At 59.3% G+C, this 23,003-nt stretch carries 20 protein-coding genes and 1 pseudogene; 13 read left to right on the forward strand and 8 right to left on the reverse strand.

Features of this window, described 5'->3' with window-relative positions; genetic code table 11:
* Positions 1-31: 31 nt before the first annotated feature.
* A complete protein-coding gene (locus AC3WMV_RS00375; RefSeq protein ID WP_096795376.1) occupies positions 32-487 on the forward strand; it encodes a flavodoxin in 456 nt (151 codons plus the stop codon).
* Here the strand turns inward: AC3WMV_RS00375 and AC3WMV_RS00380 are convergent.
* Positions 477-1,364, reverse strand: a complete 888-nt coding sequence (locus AC3WMV_RS00380) for a LysR family transcriptional regulator (RefSeq protein ID WP_027610875.1) — start codon at positions 1,362-1,364, stop codon at positions 477-479. The two genes, AC3WMV_RS00375 and AC3WMV_RS00380, sit on opposite strands and share 11 nt — an antisense overlap.
* Before the next feature lie 94 nt (positions 1,365-1,458).
* On the opposite strand from AC3WMV_RS00380, the gene AC3WMV_RS00385 reads away from it, so the two are divergent.
* From AC3WMV_RS00385 to AC3WMV_RS00410, 6 genes are all read left to right on the forward strand, one after another.
* Positions 1,459-1,845: a CidA/LrgA family protein gene (locus AC3WMV_RS00385; RefSeq protein WP_027610876.1), complete on the forward strand. Its 387-nt coding sequence runs from the start codon at positions 1,459-1,461 to the stop codon at positions 1,843-1,845.
* A complete protein-coding gene (locus tag AC3WMV_RS00390) occupies positions 1,835-2,521 on the forward strand; it encodes an LrgB family protein (protein WP_103369127.1) in 687 nt (228 codons plus the stop codon). Before AC3WMV_RS00385 ends, AC3WMV_RS00390 begins: the two co-directional genes overlap by 11 nt.
* A gap of 131 nt (positions 2,522-2,652) precedes the next feature.
* Positions 2,653-3,435 carry a class II aldolase/adducin family protein gene (locus tag AC3WMV_RS00395; RefSeq protein ID WP_027610878.1) on the forward strand — a complete coding sequence of 261 codons (783 nt, stop codon included), beginning with the start codon at positions 2,653-2,655 and terminating at the stop codon, positions 3,433-3,435.
* Positions 3,435-4,337: an alpha/beta fold hydrolase gene (locus AC3WMV_RS00400; protein ID WP_103369126.1), complete on the forward strand. Its 903-nt coding sequence runs from the start codon at positions 3,435-3,437 to the stop codon at positions 4,335-4,337. The genes AC3WMV_RS00395 and AC3WMV_RS00400 overlap by 1 nt, the downstream gene beginning before the upstream one ends.
* Positions 4,338-4,533: 196 nt before the next feature.
* Positions 4,534-5,445: an SDR family oxidoreductase gene (locus tag AC3WMV_RS00405; protein WP_007968066.1), complete on the forward strand. Its 912-nt coding sequence runs from the start codon at positions 4,534-4,536 to the stop codon at positions 5,443-5,445.
* Between the two features lie 605 nt (positions 5,446-6,050).
* On the forward strand, positions 6,051-9,533 hold the full coding sequence (locus AC3WMV_RS00410) for a dermonecrotic toxin domain-containing protein (RefSeq protein WP_103369125.1): 3,483 nt from the start codon (positions 6,051-6,053) through the stop codon (positions 9,531-9,533).
* A 30-nt stretch (positions 9,534-9,563) separates the two neighbouring features.
* Here the strand turns inward: AC3WMV_RS00410 and AC3WMV_RS00415 are convergent, their stop codons facing one another.
* Positions 9,564-10,349, reverse strand: coding sequence for an IclR family transcriptional regulator (locus tag AC3WMV_RS00415; RefSeq protein ID WP_103369124.1), 786 nt, complete (start codon positions 10,347-10,349; stop codon positions 9,564-9,566).
* Positions 10,350-10,514: 165 nt separating this feature from the next.
* On the opposite strand from AC3WMV_RS00415, the gene hmgA reads away from it, so the two are divergent.
* From hmgA to AC3WMV_RS00435, 4 genes are all read left to right on the forward strand, one after another.
* On the forward strand, positions 10,515-11,819 hold the full coding sequence (gene hmgA, locus AC3WMV_RS00420) for a homogentisate 1,2-dioxygenase (protein WP_097090410.1): 1,305 nt from the start codon (positions 10,515-10,517) through the stop codon (positions 11,817-11,819).
* 3 nt (positions 11,820-11,822) lie between these two features.
* Complete coding sequence (fahA, locus tag AC3WMV_RS00425; RefSeq protein ID WP_103369123.1) at positions 11,823-13,127, forward strand: fumarylacetoacetase; 1,305 nt, start codon at positions 11,823-11,825, stop codon at positions 13,125-13,127.
* A gap of 12 nt (positions 13,128-13,139) precedes the next feature.
* Entirely contained in the window at positions 13,140-13,775 is a 636-nt protein-coding gene (maiA, locus tag AC3WMV_RS00430; protein ID WP_103369122.1) for a maleylacetoacetate isomerase, read from the forward strand.
* 161 nt (positions 13,776-13,936) lie between these two features.
* A complete protein-coding gene (locus AC3WMV_RS00435; protein WP_103369596.1) occupies positions 13,937-15,307 on the forward strand; it encodes an MFS transporter in 1,371 nt (456 codons plus the stop codon).
* Positions 15,308-15,492: 185 nt separating this feature from the next.
* On the opposite strand, the gene AC3WMV_RS00440 is transcribed toward AC3WMV_RS00435, so the two are convergent.
* On the reverse strand, positions 15,493-16,296 hold the full coding sequence (locus tag AC3WMV_RS00440; protein WP_027610885.1) for a SirB1 family protein: 804 nt from the start codon (positions 16,294-16,296) through the stop codon (positions 15,493-15,495).
* Positions 16,297-16,468: 172 nt separating this feature from the next.
* Here AC3WMV_RS00440 and AC3WMV_RS00445 point away from each other — a divergent pair, with 172 nt between their 5' ends.
* Complete coding sequence (locus tag AC3WMV_RS00445) at positions 16,469-17,488, forward strand: Glu/Leu/Phe/Val dehydrogenase family protein (RefSeq protein WP_047597781.1); 1,020 nt, start codon at positions 16,469-16,471, stop codon at positions 17,486-17,488.
* Between the two features lie 178 nt (positions 17,489-17,666).
* On the opposite strand, the pseudogene AC3WMV_RS00450 reads toward AC3WMV_RS00445, so the two are convergent.
* From AC3WMV_RS00450 to AC3WMV_RS00470, 5 genes and pseudogenes are all read right to left on the reverse strand, one after another.
* Positions 17,667-17,921: pseudogene (locus AC3WMV_RS00450) on the reverse strand (YebG family protein); the annotation flags it as partial.
* 187 nt (positions 17,922-18,108) lie between these two features.
* Entirely contained in the window at positions 18,109-18,879 is a 771-nt protein-coding gene (locus AC3WMV_RS00455) for an SDR family NAD(P)-dependent oxidoreductase (RefSeq protein WP_027610888.1), read from the reverse strand.
* Between the two features lie 13 nt (positions 18,880-18,892).
* The gene (locus AC3WMV_RS00460; RefSeq protein ID WP_103369597.1) at positions 18,893-20,041 is read right to left on the reverse strand and encodes an oxidoreductase; all 1,149 of its coding nucleotides are present in this window, start codon (positions 20,039-20,041) and stop codon (positions 18,893-18,895) included.
* Complete coding sequence (locus AC3WMV_RS00465; protein ID WP_103369598.1) at positions 20,038-21,282, reverse strand: AfsA-related hotdog domain-containing protein; 1,245 nt, start codon at positions 21,280-21,282, stop codon at positions 20,038-20,040. The genes AC3WMV_RS00460 and AC3WMV_RS00465 overlap by 4 nt, the downstream gene beginning before the upstream one ends.
* Before the next feature lie 164 nt (positions 21,283-21,446).
* The gene (locus AC3WMV_RS00470; protein WP_103369599.1) at positions 21,447-22,001 is read right to left on the reverse strand and encodes an acyl-homoserine-lactone synthase; all 555 of its coding nucleotides are present in this window, start codon (positions 21,999-22,001) and stop codon (positions 21,447-21,449) included.
* Positions 22,002-22,156: 155 nt separating this feature from the next.
* Here AC3WMV_RS00470 and AC3WMV_RS00475 point away from each other — a divergent pair, with 155 nt between their 5' ends.
* Complete coding sequence (locus AC3WMV_RS00475; RefSeq protein WP_103369600.1) at positions 22,157-22,876, forward strand: autoinducer binding domain-containing protein; 720 nt, start codon at positions 22,157-22,159, stop codon at positions 22,874-22,876.
* Positions 22,877-23,003 lie beyond the last annotated feature (127 nt).

Below are 23,003 nucleotides of genomic sequence, written 5' to 3' on the forward strand. Positions count from 1 at the left end.
CCGCTCTTTTTTCCGCTTCAGGATCAGATTGATGAAAGTCGCCATCCTCTCCGGCTCGGTATACGGCACGGCCGAAGAAGTCGCCCGTCACGCGCAGAACCTGCTGAAAGACGCCGGTTTTGAAACCTTCTACAACCCGCGCGCCAGCCTGGCGGATATCCAGGCGTTCGCACCTGAAGCGTTTCTCGCGGTGACGTCTACCACCGGCATGGGCGAATTGCCGGATAACCTGCAGCCGCTGTATTTCAGCCTTCGCGATCAGTTGCCAGCCGCGTGGCGCGGTTTGCCGGGTGCGGTGATCGGTTTGGGGGATGCCAGTTACGGCGATACGTTCTGTGGCGGCGGCGAACTGATGCGTGAGTTGTTCGCCGAACTGGGCGTGCGCGAAGTGCAGGAGATGCTGCGTCTGGACGCCAGCGAAAGCGTGACCCCGGAAACTGACGCTGAGCCATGGCTGGCGCAATTGATCGCCACGCTCAAGGGCTGATCGCGCGCTCACGCAGCAGAGCCATCCAGGCCTGCGCGGCTTTCGACAGATAGGCGCCTCGGCGCCAGATGAAGGCGATGTCCCAGCGCAAATAATCTGGTGCGCGCAAGGTCAGGCGCACCACGCCCGGACGCTCCAGTGCCCGGGCCACCACGCTGGGCAGCAGCACCACGCCTTGCCCGGCGGCCACCAGTGCCACGAGAAAATCCGCCTGCCCGCTGCGCCCGCCTTCTTTCGGGGTAAAGCCCAGTTGCTGGCAGGCCTGCAGTAAACGGTCATTGAGCACGAAGCTGCGCTGATACAACAGGAACGGCGTGTCGGCCAATTCCTCAAGGCCAATCTCGCCGCGCCCCGCCAACGGATGATCCACCGGCAATAACGCATCGAGTTTCTCATCGCAGAACGGCTGGAAATCGAACTGCGGATCTTTCGGCAGCAGGCTCCCGCCTAACTCCAGTTCGCCGCTGAGCACCGCTTGCTCGACATTGCGGCTGCCGCCTTCAAGCAATTGAATGCTGATGTTCGGATAGCGCCGGCGATACTCGGCGAACAACCCGGCGAACAGTGCATCACTGCCCAGCAGCGGCAGACCGAGGCGCAATTCGCCGCGTGCCAGTTGGCTCAGATCATCCAGTTCGCTGAGCAATTCATTGCGCAGGCGCAACATGCCCTCGGCGCGCTGCAGCACCACGCTGCCCGCGGCGGTCAGGCGCAATTGCGAGCCGAGTCGTTCGAGCAAGGGCGTGCCGAGGCTCTGCTCCAGTTGCGCAACTTGTTTGCTTACCGCCGACTGACTGATGTGCAAGGTTTTCGCTGCCTGGGTGAAGCCGCCCTGGTGCATGACTTCGACAAAACTGCGCAGCTGTTTGAATTCCATCATCCGATTCCATTGTGGAATAGGACTGAGTCTAACAATTCGCTTCTGGGATGACAGGCCGCTTCGTAAAATAAGCCCCTGTAAGGAGCCCATCATGAACGCCGCATCCCTCAAATACCTGTCCCGTCTATTCGCAGAACTGGCCGTGTTGCTCGGTCTCTACCTGCTCGGCTGCCAGATCGCCGCGTGGCTGGCCTGGCCGATTCCCGGCGGCGTGATCGGCATGGCCCTGTTGCTGCTGGCGTTTGCGTTTGGTTGGGTCAAACCGGCGGCGCTGCAACTGGGTGCCGGATTGCTGATGGCCGAGATGCTGCTGTTCTTTATTCCGGCGCTGATGAGTCTGCTCGACTACGGCGCGCTGTTGCGCGATGACGGCTGGCGGATTTTGCTGGTGATCGGCGCCAGCACCCTGATGGTGATGCTGGTGACAGCCTTCACCGTGGAGCTGGCCGTGCGCCTGAGGCGGTCCCATGAAGCTTGAATGGATGCCGATGTTCTGGCTCGCCTTTACCCTGTTGGCGTACCTGTTCAGTCGCTGGATTTACCGGCGCACCGGGCGTTACTTGCTGTCGCCGCTGATTCTGGTGCCGGCACTGCTGCTGGCGCTCGCCGTGCCGCTGCACACCGCCTATGCCGAATACGCCAGCAACACCCATTGGTTGATGCTGGTGCTCGGGCCGGTGACGGTCGCCTTCGCCGTGCCGATCTGGCAGCAGCGGCGTCTGCTGGTGCGGCACTGGTCAGCGCTGTTGCTGGGCATGCTTGCCGGCAGCGCGGCTTCGATCGCTACGTCGTTCGGTCTGGCCAGAGCGCTGGCGCTGGATAGCTCGGTGACGATGTCGCTGGTGCCGCGTTCGATCACCACGCCATTCGCCATGCCGCTGGCGCAGGATCTCGGTGGCGTGCCGGAACTGACTGCCGTGTTCGTGATGTTTACCGGCGTGTTCGGCGCGATGCTCGGCGGCGTATTGCTCAAGTGGCTGCCGTTGCGCAGTGCCCTGGCGCGCGGTGCGTTGTTCGGGGTTGGCGCGCACGGCGCAGGCGTCAGTCGGGCGCATGAAGTGGGCGGTGAGGAAGGCTCGGTGGCGGGGCTGGTGATGGTGCTGACCGGGCTGCTCAATCTGTTCGCCGCGCCTTTGTTGGCGTCGTGGCTTTGACATGGATCCAAGGAGTTTGCCTGGCTGACCCGCTCAGTCATCAAGCTGGCTGGCAATGCAACTACGCGATCCTCTGCGCCTGACTAGACTGCTCGTACGTGCAGAACAATAAGAACGCAGAGGTGCATACAGTGAGCGTAGCCCCCGTCCAATTGTCCCTTGATGTCAAAGACCAGGTCAGTGCCGCGGAATGGCAGACTCGGGTCGATCTCGCCGCCTGTTATCGGCTGGTTGCGCTACATGGCTGGGATGACCTGATCTTCACCCACATCTCGGCCAAGGTCCCGGGCACCGAAGACTTCCTGATCAACCCGTTCGGGTTGATGTTCCATGAGATCACCGCGTCGAGCCTGGTCAAAGTCGATCAGGCCGGCAACAAGCTCATGGACAGTCCCTACGAAATCAATCCCGCCGGTTACACCATCCACAGCGCCGTGCACGAGGTACGGCACGATGTGGTTTGTGTGCTGCATACCCACACCGCGTCCGGTGTAGCCGTTTCCGCGCAAAAGCAGGGCGTGTTGCCGATCAGCCAGCAATCGCTGTTCGTGCTGTCGAGCCTGGCCTATCACGCCTATGAAGGCGTGGCGCTGAATCATGAAGAGAAGGCGCGCTTGCAGGCGGACCTTGGCGAGAACAATTTCCTGATGCTGCACAACCACGGTCTGCTGACCTGCGGCGGCACCATCGCCGACACTTTTCTGATGATGTTCACCTTCCAGCGCGCCTGCGATATTCAGGTCATGGCGCAGACCGGCGCTGCTGAACTGATCGCCATCGAACCGCAGATCCTGGCGGGCGCCAAAGCGATGATCGCCGGCGTCACCAAAAGTGCTCAAGGCATGGGTGGCGCGCTGGCCTGGCCGGCGTTGCTGCGCAAACTCGATAAACAAGACCCCGGATATAAACTCTGATGCCTCTTGCCGAGATTCCTCTGTGTGTCTGGCGCAAACGCAGCCGGACGTTTGTCTTTCGCGGTCAGTCGATCCGTTACTGGACGGCGGGGCAGGGTGAGCCGCTGCTGCTGATCCACGGTTTCCCGACGGCCAGTTGGGACTGGCACTACCTGTGGCAGCCGCTGGCCCAGCGCTACCGGGTGATCGCCTGTGACATGCTCGGTTTCGGGGATTCGGCCAAACCATTGAATCACCGCTACAGCCTGCTGGAACAGGCCGACCTGCAACAGGCGCTGCTGGCGCATCTTCAGGTCGAGCAAGCGGTGCATGTGCTGGCCCACGATTACGGCGACAGCGTTGCCCAGGAGTTGCTCGCCCGGCATTACGAAAACCGGATCGAGGTCGCCAGTTGCGTCTTTCTCAATGGCGGGCTGTTTCCGGAAACCCATCGCCCGGTCTTGATGCAAAAGCTGCTGCTCAGCCCCTTGGGCTGGATGATCGGCCGTGCATTTACCCGTGATGCGCTGGTGAAAAGCTTCCGACAGATTTTCGGCCCGCAGACCGGCCCCAGTGAAAGTGAACTGGATGATTTCTGGAGCCTGATCGAGACCCATCGCGGGCCGCGCATCCTGCACAAACTGATCGGCTACATCCCCGAGCGCCGTGTGCAGCGCGACCGCTGGGTGACGGCGATGCAACGCGGCGAGGTGTCGCTGCGAGTTATTGACGGTGAGGTCGACCCGATCTCCGGTGCGCACATGGTCGAGCGTTACCGCGAGCTGATTGCCGACGCCGATACGGTGCTGTTGCCGGGCATTGGCCACTATCCGCAGATCGAAGCGCCGGTGCAGGTGCTCAAGCATTACCTGGCGTTTCGTGAGCGCCTGGAGTTGCCGCCGCGCAAGGTCGCATGCTCCTGACAGATCAAAAGATCGCAGCATGCGGCAGCTCCCGATCTTTTGTAGGAGCTGCCGCAGGCTGCGATCTTTTGATCTTTTGACGCCCTCATCATCCCTCACCCTTATCGCGCACCATTCAGCCTCTGCCGTATTCGTTGTGACCCAAAGCCCTGTGCCTGACACTCGGACTCATTACTGGCCTGCTGGAGTTGCTGCGATGAATGAGTCCGTACGTTTCGAAGATAAAGTCGTGATCGTCACCGGCGCCGGTGGTGGCCTGGGGCGAGCGCACGCTTTGCTGTTCGCCCGGCACGGTGCCAAAGTGCTGGTCAACGACCTCGGCGGCTCGACCCAGGGCGAAGGGGCCAACGCCTCCGCCGCCGACCGTGTGGTGGCGGAAATTCGCGAAGCCGGCGGCATCGCCGAGGCCAACCATGACTCGGTCACCGACGGCGACAAACTGGTGCAAAACGCCCTCGACGCCTTTGGCCGTGTCGACGTGGTGGTGAACAACGCCGGGATTCTGCGCGACAAGACCTTTCACAAGATGGACGACGCCGACTGGGATCTGGTTTACCGCGTCCACGTCGAAGGCGCCTACAAAGTGACCCGCGCCGCGTGGCCGCACTTGCGCGAGCAAAACTACGGAAGGGTGATCTTCACCGCCTCGACCTCGGGCATCTACGGCAACTTCGGCCAGTCCAACTACGGCATGGCCAAACTCGGCCTCTACGGCCTGACCCGTACCCTGGCCATCGAAGGTCGCAAGAACAATATTCTGGTCAATGCCATCGCGCCTACCGGCGGCACGCGCATGACCGAAGGCCTGATCCCGCCGCAAGTGTTCGAACAGCTCAAACCGGAACTGGTCAGCCCGCTGGTGGTGTACCTGGCCAGTGAACAGTGCCAGGAAACGTCCGGCCTGTTTGAAGTCGGTGGCGGCTGGATGGGCAAGGTGCGCTGGGAACGCAGCCTCGGCGCCGGGTTCGATCCACGCAGCGGCTTCTCCCCGGAAGATGTCGCGGCGCACTGGCAGCAGATCTGCGATTTCGAAGGCGCGGCGCATCCGAAGGACAACATTGAAGCGCTGAAGGAAATGATGGCGAATTTGCAGAAGTATTCGCTGTAACGTTTGCCACGCCCCCGCAATTAACCGATCCCGCCGGTAAAGCCTTCGCCCATAAAAAAGGCCGCTGCAAACGCAGCGGCCAAGGTAAGACGTTGGATCAAGGAGCTACAAATCAACGTCAGTGAACACCGGGGCGATCAATCGAAGCATCGACTCATCTGAAATCGGTCAGCGCTGGCGCGAGTTGCTCAGCAGCCAAGGCTTGGTGCTTTGCGGCGTCTGCCTGAAAGCCCGCTCAGAATAAGCATTTGAACCCGAAGGAAAAATAGCGATTCCGGACATGCACTGTTACGGGGCGTGCAACAGTCTTGATCGCGCCACAGGATCCTGCACGGACTGCGCAAAGTGTTCGCGCCCGGAAATATATCGCTTCGCTGTCTATTCTGGATGGTTGAGTTAGTTACTTTGTATGAGGCTTTTGTGCGGATTATTTGTTTGTGAATTTGTCATTTTTTACAGGTAGTTTTTTTTGTTTCGGTTAATACCTTGTAATCTATATTTGTTGAAATGAACTGGCGCTTCTTGTTTGTTAAAAATAAAACTATCTTTCGCTATCGCAGTGATGCGGGGTTGCGTTCACTGAACTTGAAAGATAGGACTTGAATATGGATAAGTTATACAAAAGCTTGATGCGAGGTTCTGAAGGTGTAGAAGTAACCTGGAGGGCTGAGTGGGTAAAGTCCGCTGCCGCGCAGAATGATTTGTTCGCTATTGTTGAGGCGATCCCGACAGTTCGGCAGATTGCTCGGCAGGCATTGCAGCAAGAATTGCAGCAGCGGCAGAAGAATATCGATATCGATAATGTTTTTATAAATATTACCGATCAGTCCAGTGAGATTGAACGTCGTCCTTCGGGGAAACTGTCTGAGGTATTGCTTCATTGTCTTGATAATAATGTGGCGCCGAGCTATCTGGCTGGCGGCGGGGACGGTGTCTTTCACCTGCCCGATACCGTTGGCGAAGAGATGAGGGTCAAGGGCTTCAGTATTATCGAGGCTGAGGAGGCTATTACTTATACGCTGCGAAACATGGAGAGCAGCCTGCGTTCGGAGATAGGCAAGTATTGGGCGGCCCCCGTAAAAGTCGCAACAACTGAAAATGCCGGACTGACAAATAAACAGGCCTTGCAGCAGGCTTATAACGTTGTGCTGACAGCGGAGCTTTCTTTAAAAGCCATGGCGAGATTTCTGGATCATGGCATGGCGACGCGCTATTGCTATTTGTTGAACCTGGAAAACGGCGCCGGCGCTTATAACGTTGTGGTGAGTCCTGAATCCGACTCTCGCACTTCGCTTGTTCCGGGGTTTGTCCTCGATAATGCGATGCGGGCGGATCCGCAAATGAAACTGATCGATGAGTCCACCGGTTATGTCATTCACACGCCAGGCAACGGCTTTGAATACTTCGCCAGGAATATCGACGTGCACGCAACGCTGCTGGCGCGTGTATCGGCGTCCGGTAGCAAAATCGCTTTCCCTAAAGCCACGCAAAGTGTGTCTGCTCATTGTGTCGACGCTTACTTGAAGGGACAACTTGAGACGCTTGCAAGTCTGATGCGCGATCGCAATGGCCAGGCTCGAGCGTTCAGCCGGGTATTGCAGGACAATCAGGTGTTGTCGGTGATGCGTACTGACATCGGTCGTCGATTCGATCAAGTGCAGGCAGAACTCAAGCGGACCGAATGGCCACTCTGGCTGAAGAACGGTGGTAACGCTCTTCAGCAGCGTTACGTCGAGCTTGAGCGCTCGATGGAGAAATATCACTCTGACTACCGGGTGGTTTTCGACAGGTGTTTCTCGTTTAAAGATTATGTCTTGCGTTGTTTTTCCGAATGGGCGATGAGCGCGTTGGGTGAGCAACTGGAAGCCGAGACGATAAAGGTGCGCAGCGTCCACAAGATGCAACTGGGCGGCCGCACCCTCGAGCAGGTCGACAGTCGGACCCTGACGGAATTCATCATCTTCGGTCTGCATGACGAGGGGTATAAAGCCGAAATCAGCCTCACCGGGCTGCCGTCCGGCAGCAGGCTGTCCGCTGCTGCACTTGAGCAATGGTTGAACAACATCAACTTGCGCTCGCAGTTTGTATCCAGTCTTCCAACTGATCCATCGCCGGAGTTTGCACAGGCGTATCGCGACCACTTGCACAGCAACATCGAGTTCGCGCTTTTCGTTGCGCGCCATTCGGGCGTCTTCAGTGAAACCGAAGCGAAGGTCATTGAAAGGGCGTTGGCAGGTGACCTTTCGGTGTCTATCCGCGGATTGAAACTGAGCCTGCAGATTCCAGGGCCCGCCTTGAAAGGTGTGATGGTTTTTCGGGCACCGGAGACTCGGAACTATCTTGTTTATCTGATAACACCTGCAGGCAAATCCGTTTTCATGGCGTTTGCGGATGTACTCGCTCTGAACAAATGGTTTGAATCGGCCATGACCGCTGATCGTCAATACGCGGCGTCATTGATTCATCCGGACTATTTGCACGATGCCGGATCGTTGCGCGGTGCCAGCCGTCACTCAACCCATTATCTGTACAAGCTGGATACCCAATACTCGGACCTTTTCCCCAATGGCACAGCGCCGTTGCTCAATGACGTCAATCTCGCTTTTCAGTCTGAACTGGCGTTACACAGGACCATTGCGCCTGCGCCTTACCGCTACCTCGGGATTGAGCCGCGCAAACGTTACGCTCGATTGAATACCGAACTGAAAGCGCTCTCCACCGTAGAGGCAAGGGACAATGCGTTCCCTTCTTTCGAACGCTTTACCCACGATGCGGTAAAGCAGAACCTTGAAAGTCTGTTGCGTTCGCGAGGACGAAATGTCGAGATCAATCCCGATCAGATTATTGTCCAGACTGACGATTTTCAGAAAAGCGTAACGGATCTGCTCATCGAAGGGCTGTCGTTTGAAGCTGCCAATCCGGCTTATCCGAGCAAGTATGACCCGAGGTATTTTTTGACGGACGGACATCCGGCCATTGATCAACTGGATATTCGCGATCTGTCCTCGTTATCGAAAACATTCCGTCCTGGCGACAGGTATACGGAAATGCTCAATACCGACTATCTGGACGGGAAGCATCCTGGCTACGCATTCAAGCGCGCCGTTCACGCAAAAAAAGTTCGCTGTCAGATGCATTACGATCTGCTCTCCAACTACCTTGATGGCAGGTTTGGCTCTGAAATCTTTATAGCGCTACAACGGGTTGTCGGCAGTTTGAAAGAGGATGTCTATCACTACCCGATCAATGATTCGTCCGCAGAAGGTGATGAAGGTCTTTACGAATTCAATATCGGAAAAATAGGCTTGACCAAGGCGGGGGATCGTACGGTTGCGGGCGTCTATATCCTGCGGATGAACATTCTCGAGCAGTTCCACGACTGGTTATATACGCCCGATGCGCCGGATGGCGTTGCTTATCGACCCATCAACGATTTCATTCCATCGATTCGTTTCCAATATGGACCGATGCGCGATTACTACTTTGACCGGGTTGCGATCGTCGATCAAAAAGTAATCAATGACTATTTTGACGATCTTGCCGCAAGCGGGAAACCCCTGCCTCCGGTCAAGACGCAAGAACGCGCCAAGTTGAACAACCTCTTCACGTTCCATGATCGGAGAGTGCGTCGCGCATTGAGCGATATCGATGAGCGAACCACCAGTTTGAAGGAGGTTATCGCGGGACTGGTTTACGATGGCCTGATCAAAGTGGTGAATGTCATCAGTCTCGCCGTGCCGCCTATCGGCTCCGTAGCCGTTGCGGTGCAGATGATGAAAAGTGTCTACGACGGAGCACAGGCGCAACGGCGCGGTGACTACTCGGCGGCACTGGGATACGGCGCGGACGCGTTGATCGGACTATTTACGCTTGGCCAGGCGGCCACAGCCGGTGCGAGCGCAGAGGTGATCAAGCAGGTTACCAACGTTCAACGATCGTTTCTCGGTCTGGTCGATGATGCACGGTCGGCGGCGCAATTCGTCGCCGAGGCGGCGGGTCATAAAGCGGCAGATCAACAGTTGATCGATTTCTTCACTGAATTGATGAAGGATCGGGTAACCGGCATCAGCCAGACCATCGTGCGCTGATCCCGGGCTGGCGCCTGGAGATCGCCTGACTCAACCGGCTTGCTCATACCCCATGCGCCAGCTCACGGCCCGCGCCGCCGCCAGTAACCGCTGCGCCGCCGGGCCGTCTTCATCAGCGTGGAACAGTGAAGTCGGGCCGACGATGGTCAGCACCGCGGCGATCTGCCCGACTGCGTTGAACACCGGGGCTGACAACGCGTCCACACCTGGCATCAACAAGCCGTGCACATGATGCAGACCGCGTTCGCGGATCTGCTCGCACAAACCGCTGTAGGCATTTTGATCGGCCAGTGGATGGCCGGCGACGGCGATTTCCTGCTCGCGCAACTCATCGGTTTCCCGATGCGGCAGAAAGGCACTGAACACCAGCCCGGTGGACGAGCTGAGTAACGGCAACACCGAACCCAGTTGCGTCACCACCGTCACCGCGCGCACCGCCGGTTCGATGTGCACCACGGTCGCGCCCTGATTGCCCCACACCGCCAGAAAACAGGTTTCGTTCAGTTCATCGCGCAACTCGGACAGGGGCAGGGCGGCGACTTTCAACACGTCCATACTGTTCAGGGCCGCCAGGCCCACGCGCAACGCTTCACGGCCGAGTCCGTAATGGTTGGTGGCAGCGTTCTGCTCGGCGAAACCACTGGCGATCAGTGCCTGGAGATAGCGGTGCACCTTGCTCGCCGGCATCTGCACATGTTCGGCCAATCGCGATAGTGAGGTAGAGGGCGACAACTCGGCCAACGCCTTGAGGATGTCGGTGCCGACCTCGGCGGAGCGGACTTTCTGTTTGCCGTTGCTGTCGCTGGTTTTTTCCATGGTGCGGCCGGGATCCGAAAACGAATGGGCGTCTTTATAGCTTGACGCTGGATAGCGAGCAAATTACGTTATGCGTAATCGAATTACGATAATAACAACCCCGGCGTGCGCAAAGCTCTGAGCCAGAGCGATGGGCCACTGCCGACTCCCTGTTCAGGAGGCTCCATGAACCTCGATTCAAACGCGTCGGAGCTGACGTACCAGTCCGGTTTCGGCAACGAATTCAGCAGTGAAGCGTTGCCCGGCGCCTTGCCCATCGGCCAGAACTCCCCGCAAAAAGCCCCGTACGGCCTCTATACCGAATTGCTCTCCGGCACTGCGTTTACCATGACCCGCAGTGAAGCCCGGCGTACCTGGATGTACCGGATTCAGCCGTCGGCCAATCACCCGGCGTTCGTCAAACTGGAGCGGCAACTGGCCGGCGGCCCGTTGGGTGAAGTGACGCCCAATCGCCTGCGCTGGAATCCTCTGGATATCCCGGGCGAGCCGACTGATTTCATCGACGGTCTGGTCGGCATGGTGGCCAATTCGGCGGCGGAAAAACCAGCCGGCATCAGCATCTATAACTACACCGCCAACCGTTCGATGGAGCGGGTGTTTTACAACGCCGACGGCGAACTGCTGCTGGTGCCGCAACTGGGGCGGCTGCGAATTGCCACTGAACTCGGCGTGCTCGAAGTCGCGCCGCTGGAAATTGCTGTGCTGCCGCGTGGCCTGAAATTCCGCGTCGAGCTGCTTGATCCGCAGGCGCGCGGTTACGTTGCCGAGAACCACGGCGCGCCGCTGCGTCTGCCGGACCTGGGGCCAATCGGCAGCAACGGCCTAGCCAATCCACGGGATTTCCTCGCGCCGGTCGCGTGTTACGAAAACCTGCAGCAGCCGACGACGCTGGTGCAGAAATTCCTCGGCCAGTTGTGGGGCACCGAGCTCGATCATTCGCCGCTGAACGTGGTCGCCTGGCACGGCAACAACGTGCCGTACAAATATGATCTGCGCCGTTTCAACACCATCGGCACCGTGAGCTTCGATCACCCGGATCCGTCGATCTTCACCGTGCTGACCTCGCCGACCAGCGTGCACGGTCTGGCCAACCTCGACTTCGTGATCTTCCCGCCACGCTGGATGGTCGCCGAGAACACCTTCCGTCCGCCGTGGTTCCATCGCAACCTGATGAACGAATTCATGGGCCTGATCCACGGCGAATACGACGCCAAGGCTGAAGGCTTCGTGCCCGGCGGTGCCTCGCTGCACAGCTGCATGAGCGCCCACGGCCCGGATGGCGAAACCTGCACCAAAGCGATCAACGCGGAACTCAAACCGGCGAAGATCGATAACACCATGGCCTTCATGTTCGAGACCAGTCAGGTGCTGCGCCCAAGCCGCTTCGCCCTCGACTGCCCGCAACTGCAATCCACATACGACGCCTGCTGGGCCACGCTGCCCGCCACGTTCGACCCGACCCGGAGATAACCCATGACTCAGACTTCCATCACCCGCAGCTGGGTTGCTTCGGCCAATGGCCACGCGGATTTCCCGCTGCAGAACCTGCCGCTGGGCGTGTTCAGCACTGGCGGCTCGGCGCCGCGCGCGGGCGTGGCGATCGGTGAACATATTTTCGATCTGCAGGTGGCGCTTGAAGCCGGCCTGTTCGACGGCCCGGCACGCAGCGCGGTCGAAGCCATGCACGGCGGTCTGCTGAACGCCTTCTTCGACCTCGGTCGTGAAGCCCGCGTAGCCTTGCGCAGCCGCTTGCTGGAATTGTTCGGCGAGGGCAGCACTCATCGCGGCGCCATCGAAGCCCAAGGCGCAAAACTGCTGCCACTGGCTGCCGATTGCCAGATGCACCTGCCGGCGCGCATCAACGATTACACCGACTTCTACGTCGGCATCGAGCACGCGCAGAACGTCGGCAAACTGTTCCGTCCGGACAACCCACTGCTGCCCAACTACAAGCACGTGCCGATCGGTTATCACGGTCGTGCCTCCACCGTGCGCGCTTCTGGTACCGACGTGCGCCGCCCGAAAGGCCAGACCCTGCCGGCCGGTGCCAGCGAGCCGACTTTTGGCCCTTGCGCCCGTCTGGACTATGAGCTGGAACTGGGCATCTGGATCGGTCAGGGCAACGACATGGGCGAGCCGATTGCCATTGGTGACGCCGCCGAACACATCGCCGGTTTCTGCCTGCTCAACGACTGGTCGGCCCGCGATATCCAGGCCTGGGAATACCAGCCGCTCGGCCCGTTCCTCTCCAAGAGTTTTATCACCAGTGTTTCGCCATGGGTGGTGACCGCCGAAGCGCTGGAGCCATTCCGTATGGCACAACCTGCGCGCCCGGAAGGTGATCCGCAGCCGCTGCCTTACCTGTTCGACAAACGTGATCAAGATGGCGGCGCCTTCGACATCGAACTGGAAGTGCTGCTGCTCACCGAAGCCATGCGCGAACAGAATCTGCCGGCCCATCGCCTGACCCTGAGCAACACTCGCTACATGTACTGGACCGTCGCACAAATGGTCGCGCACCACAGCGTCAACGGCTGCCAGTTGCAGGCCGGTGACCTGTTCGGTTCGGGGACTTTGTCCGGCCCGCAAAGCGGTCAGTTCGGCAGCCTGCTGGAAATCACCGAGGGCGGTAAAAAGCCTATCGAACTGGCCTCCGGCGAAGTGCGCAAATTCCTCGAAGACGGCGACGAAATCATCCTGCGCGCGCGTTGTGCCCGTGACGGTTTTGCCTCGATCGGCTTCGGCGAATGCCGCGGCAAAGTGCTGGCGGCGCGCTGACAGGAGCGGATCATGGATCTATACACCTATTACCGCTCGACCTCGTCTTATCGAGTGCGTATCGCGTTGGCGCTGAAAGGGCTCGACTACACCGCGTTGCCGGTCAACCTGATTGCGCCGTCGGGAGGCGAGCATCGCCAGCCGGCGTATCTGGCGATCAATCCGCAGGGCCGGGTGCCGGCCTTGCGCACCGATGACGGCGAGCTGCTGATTCAGTCGCCGGCGATCATCGAGTACCTGGAAGAGCGTTATCCACAGTTGCCATTGCTACCCGAAGACCTCGCCGCCCGTGCTCATGTGCGCGGTGTGGCGGCGGTGATCGGCTGCGATGTGCATCCGCTGCATAACGTCAGCGTGCTCAATCGCCTGCGCCAGTTGGGCCATGAAGAGCCGCAGGTGGTGGAGTGGATTGCGCACTGGATCAGTCAGGGGCTGGCGGCCGTCGAGCAATTGATCGGTGACAGCGGTTTCTGTTTCGGTGAGTGGCCGTGCGTGGCTGACGTGTATCTGATTCCGCAGTTGTATGCGGCCGAGCGCTTCGGTGTTTCGCTGGAGGCTTACCCGCGGATCCGGCGGGTGGCGGCGTTGGCGGCTGAGCATCCGGCGTTCATCAAGGCGCATCCGGCCAATCAGCCCGATACCCCTTAAAGCTTCACCTTGCCCCAATGTGGGAGCGGGCTTGCTCGCGAAAACGGAGTGTCAGGCACCGGGATGCTGACTGATATACCGCTTTCGCGAGCAAGCCCGCTCCCACAGGGGAGATTCGGCGCCCGCCAAAAAAATCATAAAAACAAAACAGGTACCTTGCGATGCACAACCAGATTGCCAGCTTTCGCGCGGCACTCGACGCCCGTCCTGTGTCCCGCTATCAGTGGTTACTGCTGATCCTGCTCGCCTTGCTGCTGGTCACCGACGGCTATGACGCCCAGGTGCTCGGTTACGTGGTGCCGGCCCTGGCTCAGGACTGGGGGCTGGAGAAAGCCGCGTTCGGGCCGGTTTTCAGCGCCAACCTGTTGGGCCTCACGCTCGGCTCGCTCGCGGTGACGCCGCTGGCCGATCGCTTCGGCGTACGGCGGATCCTGCTCGCCTGCGTGTTGATCTACGCCAGCCTGACGGTGTTGATGGTGTTCGCCGATTCTCTGAACACCTTGATGATCGCGCGCTTCATCTGCGGCATCGGCATGGGCGGGGCGATGCCCAGTGCCATGGCCTTGATGTCGGAATATTCACCGCCGCGTCTGCGCACCTTGATGGTGACGCTGGCCGCTTGTGGGTTTTCGTTTGGCGGTGCGGCGGGTGGTTTTGTTGCTGCGGGCTTCATCGACCGCTTTGGCTGGCAAGCGGTGTTCCTTGCCGGTGGTGTCACGCCGTTGCTGCTGTTCCCGTTCCTGTGGTGGATGCTGCCGGAGTCGCTGCCACGTCTGCTGCGCGATGCACCGCCCTATGCGCGCCTGCGCAAAGTCACCGCGCGAATGCTGCCGGACTGGCAACCGCCGGCCGCGTCCGTCGAACAGAACAAGCGCGAGCAGGGCAGCAAATTGACCGTGGTCGAGCTGTTCCGCAACGGTTATGCGCGCCCGACCCTGCTGATCTGGGCGACGTTTTTTGTCAGCCTGATTCTGTTGTATTTCATGATCAGCTGGCTGCCGACGTTGTTGCTGGAAAGCGGTCTGAAACTCAATGAAGCCAACCTGGTGACCTCGATGTTCCTGTTCGCCGGTACCTTGGGCGCGGTGTGCATGGCCTGGTTCGCCGACCGTTTGAAACGCAAGGTGCGGCTGCTCTGCGCGGTGTTGGCCGGGGCGGCGCTGTGCACGATTCTGCTGGGTTTGAACCACGGCAATCCACGCTATCTGGTGGCCTGCGTGTTTGCCGCCGGGTTCTGCATCATCGGTGGGCAACTGACGCTGAACGCCTTCGCCAGCAACTTCTACCCAGCGCATGTGCGGGCCACGGGCACGGGCTGGGCGTTGGGGGTAGGGCGCTTCGGTTCAATCCTCGGGCCGCTGTTCGGCAGCATGCTGCTGGCGATGCACATTCCGGTGACGCAGATTTTCTTCTTCTGCGCGATACCGGCGGTCATTGCGGCGCTGCTAATCATCCAGGTGCGCTCGCCTTCAGATATCCCGCAATCCAATGTGGGAGCGAGCTTGCTCGCGAAGAACGATAACGCAGTCTGACAGGAACAACGGTGGCGCCTGCTTCGCGGGCAAGCCACGCTCCCACAAGGGATCGTTGTGATGCAGAAGAATGGGGCCACGCTGAACCCTGTGGGAGCGGGCTTGCTCGCGAAGGCGATTCAGGCTTCGATGCATTCATCGCTGACACGACGCTTCGCGAGCAGGCTCACTCCTACAAAAAGCGTTTAGTGCACAACGGAATTCGGTGGCAAGTGCCCAAGCCGTTCAGTCAGACGCAATCGCTGGATCGGATCGTCGCTGAGCAGCAGCGCATGTTCCAGATCGAAGCGCTCGGCGTTCGGACAGTCGAGCCGTTGATACAGGCTGGCGCGAGCCAGATAGTCGGCGGCGCTGGCACCGCCCAGTTCCAGCACGCGTTCGGCATCGATCAGCGCGGCAATGTAATCCTCATGGGCCAGATGCAACTGCCGCAGGTTGCGTGACAGGCGCTGGAGCATCTGCTCTGGGCTGGCGGTGGCCAGATGGTCGGCGTTGAGTTTGAGGTGCGCGCCGTACTGACGTTGCAACAACTCGCGACAGTCATTGGGGTACAGCCGCCGACCGCCGCAGGGATCCAGCAGGTGATCAGCACCGGGTACCCGCAGCAGGAAATGCCCCGGGAAGTTCACCCCGACCAGCGGAATCTCCAGACCACGCGCCAATTCCAGAGCAATCAGGGACAGGGTCAGCGGCTGGCCGCGACGGGTCTGCAACACTTTGTGCAACAACGCGACCTGTGGGCGTAGCGGCAGAAAATCGTCCTGAGAGAAGCCCAGATCATTCAACCGCCGCAGCAACGGTTGCGCCAGTTCGCTGACTGGCAGCATTGGCAAGCCGTAGCTGACGCGCTGTTGCAGCTCCTTGAAGTCCTGTTGCAGCGCTTCTACATCGAGGCCTTTTTCGTGCTCGGCAGCCATCCACAGCGCCGCTTCGAACAGCGCGGGCGGTGAACGGTGCAGACACTCGAAAAAGCGTTGGCGCGGACTCATCGAAATCTCCGGGGAATGCCTCGTTTTAGCCCCGTCCGCGCCATTCGTCCAGTACCGGCCAGGTTATGCCGCAAAGTCGCCGTCGAAGCGGGCGCTTATTCCGGTGCGCTTCAGCAATTTTTGGGCGCAAGCCTATACTGGCGTCTACCAGAAGTGATTCGGGAGCCTGCCGATGTTCGCTCTCATGCAAAGCACTCGCCTGGAATCGCTGCACCTCAGCGTTGACCCGGTCACCGGGTTGAAGGCGGTCATTGCCATTCATAACAGTCGCCTCGGGCCTGCCTTGGGCGGTTGCCGTTATCTTGCCTATCCCAACGACGAATCCGCAGTCGAGGACGCCATTCGCCTGGCCCAGGGCATGAGCTACAAGGCGGCACTGGCCGGGCTCGATCAGGGCGGCGGGGTGGCGGTGATCGTACGCCCGGCGCATGTGGAAAACCGCGCGGCGCTGTTTGAGGCATTTGGCCGTTGCATCGAGCAGCTCGACGGTCGCTACATCACCGCCATCGACAGCGGCACTTCGGTGGCGGACATGGATTGCATCGCCCAGCAGACCCAGCATGTCACCAGCACCACCTCGGCCGGCGATCCGGCGCCGCATGCGGCGATGGGCGTGTTCACCGGGATTCGCGCTACCGCCATGGCGCGGCTGGGCAGCGACAACCTCGAGGGCCTGCGCGTGGCGATTCAGGGCTTGGGCAATGTCGGTTACGCACTCGCCGAGCAATTACACGCGGCAGGCGCCGAATTGCTGGTCAGCGACATCGACCACGGCAAGGTGCAACTGGCGATGGAACAGCTCAACGCGCATCCGATCGCCAACGACGCCTTGCTCAGTACACCCTGCGACATCCTTGCGCCGTGCGGCCTCGGCGGGGTGCTCAACAGTCACACGGTGACGCAACTGCGCTGCTCGGCGGTGGCCGGTTCAGCGAACAATCAACTGACGCATCTGGATGTGGCTGATCAGCTGGAGCGGCGCGGGATTCTTTATGCGCCGGATTATGTGATCAATGCGGGCGGGTTGATTTATGTCTCGCTCAAGCATCGCGGCGAAGAGCTGGGGACAATTACTGCGCACCTGTCGAAGATCAGTTCGCGGCTGACCGAGGTGTTTGCCCATGCGCAGGCCGAGAAGCGTTCGCCGGCGCGGGTGGCGGATGAGTTGGCGGAGAAAGTCCTGTATCGCTGAAAAGCAAAAGATCGCAGCCTGCGGCAGCTCCTACATATGGAATGCGTATTCCCTGTAGGAGCTGCCGCAGGCTGCGATCTTTTCGATTCAAACGTGGTTACTTGGCAGCTTTCGCCGCTTTAACCGGCTTCACTGGAGCTTCTTCCGGCTCAGCCGCTGCGTCTTTTTCGACTACTTCTGCCGGTGCATTGATCAGCTCCGACAGCGCATCAGGCTGGCTCTTGAAGGCCTTGGCGAACACATCGCGGTTCTTCGCCATGTAGATCCCGACTTCTTCAACCTGTTGCTCGTTCAGCGACGGCACGGCTTTTTGCAACACTTCGGACAGCATCTCGGCCAGTTCGAGCATTTTGTCATGACGGTCAGCTTCGGCTTTATCCATGAACAAGCGCTCCAGATCTCGGCTGCTGCGGTATACCACTTCGACGGCCATTCACCACCTCACATGCCTTCACATTTAGTTGTCTTAGCGACTACTGTATTTATATACAGCGAAAGGATAAGCGAATCCCTGCGCTTTGGGTAGTGGCTTTTCAATGTAGACCGGATTCGGCATTTTTCCTGATGCACGCGCCTCAAACAAAACGACCCGCACACGGCGGGTCGTTGGTTTATTTGATTCAGAACTTGCCGCTGGCGTAACCGCCATCGATGGGCATGATCACACCCGTGACGTAAGCAGATTGATCGCTGAGCAGCCAGAGCACCGCGTTGGCCACTTCGTCCGCCGTGCCGAAGCGCTTCATCGACGTCACGTTGATTTTGCGCTGGGTGTTTTCCGGTGCGGCTTTCAGGCGTGCCTCGCTGTTCATGCCGCCGAGGATCGGCCCGGGGGCGACCGCATTGACGCGAATGCAGCCGCCGTCTTCCAGCCGCGCATTCTCGATCGACGCCACCTGGGTCATGCCGTTGATCGCCTGCTTGCTGGCGACATAGGCGACCTGGCCGCCAATCGGTACCACGCCGGCGCAGGACGAGGTATTGACGATGGCCCCGGTGCCGCGGGTGAGCATCAGTTGCAGTTCATGGCGCATGCAGTGGTAGGTGCCGTTGACGTTGATGTTCATCACCTTCATCCAGTCGTCCGGGCACGATTGCGCGAGTGCTCCGTACTTGGCAGTCACGCCGGCATTGTTGAACGCGCAATCGAGGCGGCCGTAGGCCGAACGAATGGTCGCGAACGCCTGCTCGACCTGCTCCGGATCACCGACATCGCAGGCGATAAAGCGGCAGTGTTCACCCAGCCGATCGGCCAGCGCCGCGCCTTTTTCTTCGTCCCGACCGAACACGATCACATCGGCGCCGGCCTTGATCAGGCGTTCGCTGACGGTTTCGCCAATGCCACTGGTGCCGCCGGTGACCAGGCAGACTTTTCCCAGAAAATCGTACATATGTCGCATCTCCTTATGCCAACGCGGGGCGTAAATATTTCGGGTTTACGCAGCAATACACCCGATCCAGTCGCGGATTGCTTTTGTCACTGAAGCACTGGCTGTCCCATCGGCATTTGTGGATGTCGGCGGAGCGGCCCTGCAAGGTTTTATTGATCAGGTCGTTGTCGGCAAACAGCGCCCGCGACATCCCTACCCAATCGCATACGCCGTCGGAGAGCAACTGCTCGGCCTTGTCCAGACCGTCGATGAAACCGGCGTAACCCACCGGTACTGTCGACACCGACTTGATCGCCCGCACTCCGGCTTGCAGGTAATGGTCCATGGTCTCCGAATGCACAATCAACTGGCCGAAAGTCGCGCCCATGCACATCGAACATTCCAGCGCGGCAACGCCGGCCTGACAGAGCGCCTGCACGGTTTCCTTGAGATCCGGATATTGCAGCCCTTCAGCGCCCAGACGGTCGTCGATGCCCAGACGAATAGTGACGATCAGTTGGCCCTGGGTGCGCTCGCGGATGGCCTTGACCACGTCGAGCAACAGTCGCGCACGGTTCTCTTCGCTGCCGCCATATCGGTCAGTGCGCTTGTTGGTGTGCGGCGAAAGAAAACTGCTCAGCAGGTAGCCGTTGGACGCCTGCAACTGCACCAGACGTGCGCCGTTGGTCCAGGCCAGCCAGGCGGAATGGGCGAATTGCTCGATCACCTGAGCGATGTCGGTTTCGTCCATGATCCGCACGCGGTAATCCGGATCGAGTTTCGACACGCGCGGGCAGGGCACGCCACTCGGGGTCAGCACGGCAACGCCGGTGTGGGTGGTGGTGCCCTGACCGCCGTAATGCTGCAGTTGCACACCCACCGGCGTGTTGACCTGCTCGGCCATCGCGAACATCGCCTTGAGCGATTCGCCCTGATGCTCCTCGAACAGGCCGAGCCCGGTGCTCTGCAGACGCGATTGCGGCGAGACCGTGGCGTTGCACAGAAACGCCATGGAGCAACCGCCCTCCATGATGCCCTGATAGAACTCGATCATGGCGGGCGTCACGCACCCGCTGTGATCGGCCAGGTCCACGCCCATCGACGCGAAGAACAGCCGATTGCGCAACTCCAGCCCGCCGGCCAGCCGCAGCGGCTCCAGCACGTGGGGATAGCGCGGCATCATGCTTCCTTCCTTTGTTCGGGCATCGCCGAAGCCTGGTCGAAGTTCATCCACAACGGTTGGCCGTGGACGGGCGCCGGAGCCGGGGCGGTTTCTTCGTGGGAGAAGTAAGCGAACTGTTTGAGCACTTCGCGCCACTTGAAGCGCAACGGCGAATCCAGCTCTGCCAGGTGCAGTTTGAGCGTGCCGGCCTTTGTCGCGTCGCTGGCGTGCAGCGATTGCAACGGCAGGCTGATCATCCCTTCGTTTTCCAGGTACAGGTAGACGTGTCCGCGCTCAGAAGCCTCGAGCGGGCTGTCGCATTGCACTTGCAGGCCGGCCATCGACAGCAGCTCAAGGCGGGCGGAGAGGTGACGACCTGAATCCAGGCGCACCAGCACTTCATGGCGTATGCCCTTGAGCGGACGGAACCAGCAGGCGGGGTCGATGTTGATGTTCCGCATGCGCTTGAACACCGGCATCTTGATCACTTCACCGTGCAGGCGAATGTCGGCCACCAGCTCGCCCCGCTGGAAGAATCGCGCACGCTTGTCGACCTTGCGCGCCCGCGGCTGGGCCATGCCTTCGTAGTCGCCAACCAGCACATCCACCTGAAACGAAGACTCGGTGTAACGGGGAAAACTCGACAGCAGATCAACGATGGAAATCGACACCTCACCGCGGGCATAACCGCTGTGCTCGTAGAACTGCGCGTACATGGCCTGGCGTGCCGCTTCGATCAGCATCAGGCCGGGCACGTGTTCGTGGTGCTTGCGGTAGAAAAAGTAATTGGCGGTGTCGTTGAACAGGGTGAAATAGAGCAGACCCTGCTGCGGGCAGCCGTCCAGGTTTTTCAGGACATCATGTACCTGCCGGCGCTGATCGAGGCTCAGGCCGTTGCCGCAACCGGGCAGTCGAGCCAGTTTGGCTTCGGTGCTTTCCAGCACCCAGATGCCGCTGAGGATCAGGTGGTCGGTGGCCTTTTCGTAATTCGTCAGCAGTTCCGGCAGACAGTCCGACAGGCCTGCCTGTTCGAGCTCTTCCAGGTCAATGATGGTTGGCAGCGAGCGCAGCACCAGACGTTCGCTGTCGAGCCGATAGGCCTGATTGACGATCTCCAGATCCATTGGATCAAGGTTCGCCCGTTGCACGACGGCGGCCGGCAGCCAGGCCGGCAGCAAGTGGTGAGCGTCGTAAATCAGCACGTCGTCATCGTGGCCCTTGTGGACGATGTCTTTGGCAACTTTCCTGTGCATGTCGATCATGATCATCCCTCTGTGTTGAACGTTGGTTGTAAGGCAGTTGCTATCCATGGCGTGAAATCGACCCACACCGAAAGGTGCTGCTCGACGCGTGTCAGCAGCTTCAGTTGATGTGTTTTCTTGTTTTCTTGTTTTCTTGTTTTCTTGTTATCGAGTGTCGGGCAGGGTTACTGCACCGTGATGTAGCAGGCGCCCAGGGTTCGGTTGTCCAGAACCTGCAGCGGCGCCAGCCATTTGTAGTCGATGCCGCCACGTCTGAGCAGGCGTCCGATGGCAACCGGGGACACTGACACCAGATGTGAAACGCCGCAGGTTCGGGCGTACTCCAGCGTGGCCATGAACAGGCCAACGGTGTTTTCGTCGGACATCATCTGTTCGTTTTTGCCGCCCTCGGCATCGAGGTCCAGTGAGGTGAAGCGCGACAGCTCCCAGATGTCATCGCCGCACGGGGCAGGCTTGTCGCCGAGCAACGAAGTGAATACTTCACTCAGCAGATACGGCTGGGTGGTGGGCAGCAGGCGGGCGCATCCCTTGATGTTGCCGTCGTGCTCTTCGGCGACGATGTAGTGGGTGCCGCTGTGATCAAATTGGTCGAATTCGAAATCGTCCGGCGTGGATAATTGCCAGCCGAGGCGTTCGACGAACACCTGATAGCGATATTGAGCCAAGCGTTGACGCTTTCGTGTCGTCAACTCGTCATAACGTCCTGACAAGTAATCCATCACAGATTCCGTTTAGTGATTGGTTGGGTGGCGATTAAAGTGCACACTGCGCTCGCATACTACCTGTCACCCTTGACAGCTAGCGGAAACATTTGGAAATATGCTAGGCATGTTGGCAAGAGGCCGACAGCATTAACTGTGGGAAAGGAATCTCTATGTCATATTGGCAGGCTGAACTGTTGGAAAACGCCATGTCTGCAACGGATGTCGAGTTGTTGTTCGACAGTATCAAGACCGTCGCCAGGCAGTTGGAGTTTGATTATGTGGCTTACGGGTCACGCCGACTTTTCCCCATCACCAAACCCTGTCTTTTTCTCGCCAATAATTATTCGCCCGCCTGGCAAGCTGCCTATTCCGCCAATCGTTACCTGGACATCGATCCTTACGTCCAGCGCGCAATGCGCAGCGTGAAACCGGTGCTGTGGGACGCTGAACTCAAGGCTCAGATGCCCGAATTCTGGCAGGATGCGCAGGCTCACGGGCTCTCGGAGGGCTGGGGGCAGACGCTGCTCAACAGCGAAACTCAAGGGCTGGTGACCTTTGCCCGGGGCGGCGGGACGATCACCGCGCAGGAACTCGAAACCAAACAGGCGCAGCTGTCCTGGCTGGCCCAGATTACTCACCTGGGGCTGACGCGCCTGCAGATGCGCGGCGCCGATTCGGTGCTCCCGGTGCCGATAGAACTGTCGCAGAGAGAAAAGGAAATCCTGCAATGGACCGCTGACGGAAAGTCATCGGACGATGTTTCGGTGATCCTCGGCATCAGCAAAAGGACAGTAAACTTCCATATTAACCATTGCCTGAAAAAACTCGGTTGCCAAAACAAGATCGCCGCTGCAGTTAAAGCTTCGCTGATGGGGCTGCTGTGGAAATAATTACCCTGGTAATTTATTGGATAACTAACTGGTGAATAACCGGAGTGTTTGTGCGCGAGTTCACAGATTTTCCCGATTAATAATATTTCATTTATAAGCTAATGCCTTTTCAAGCGTAACGAATTCA

Source organism: Pseudomonas sp. FW305-3-2-15-E-TSA4, from assembly GCF_058787295.1.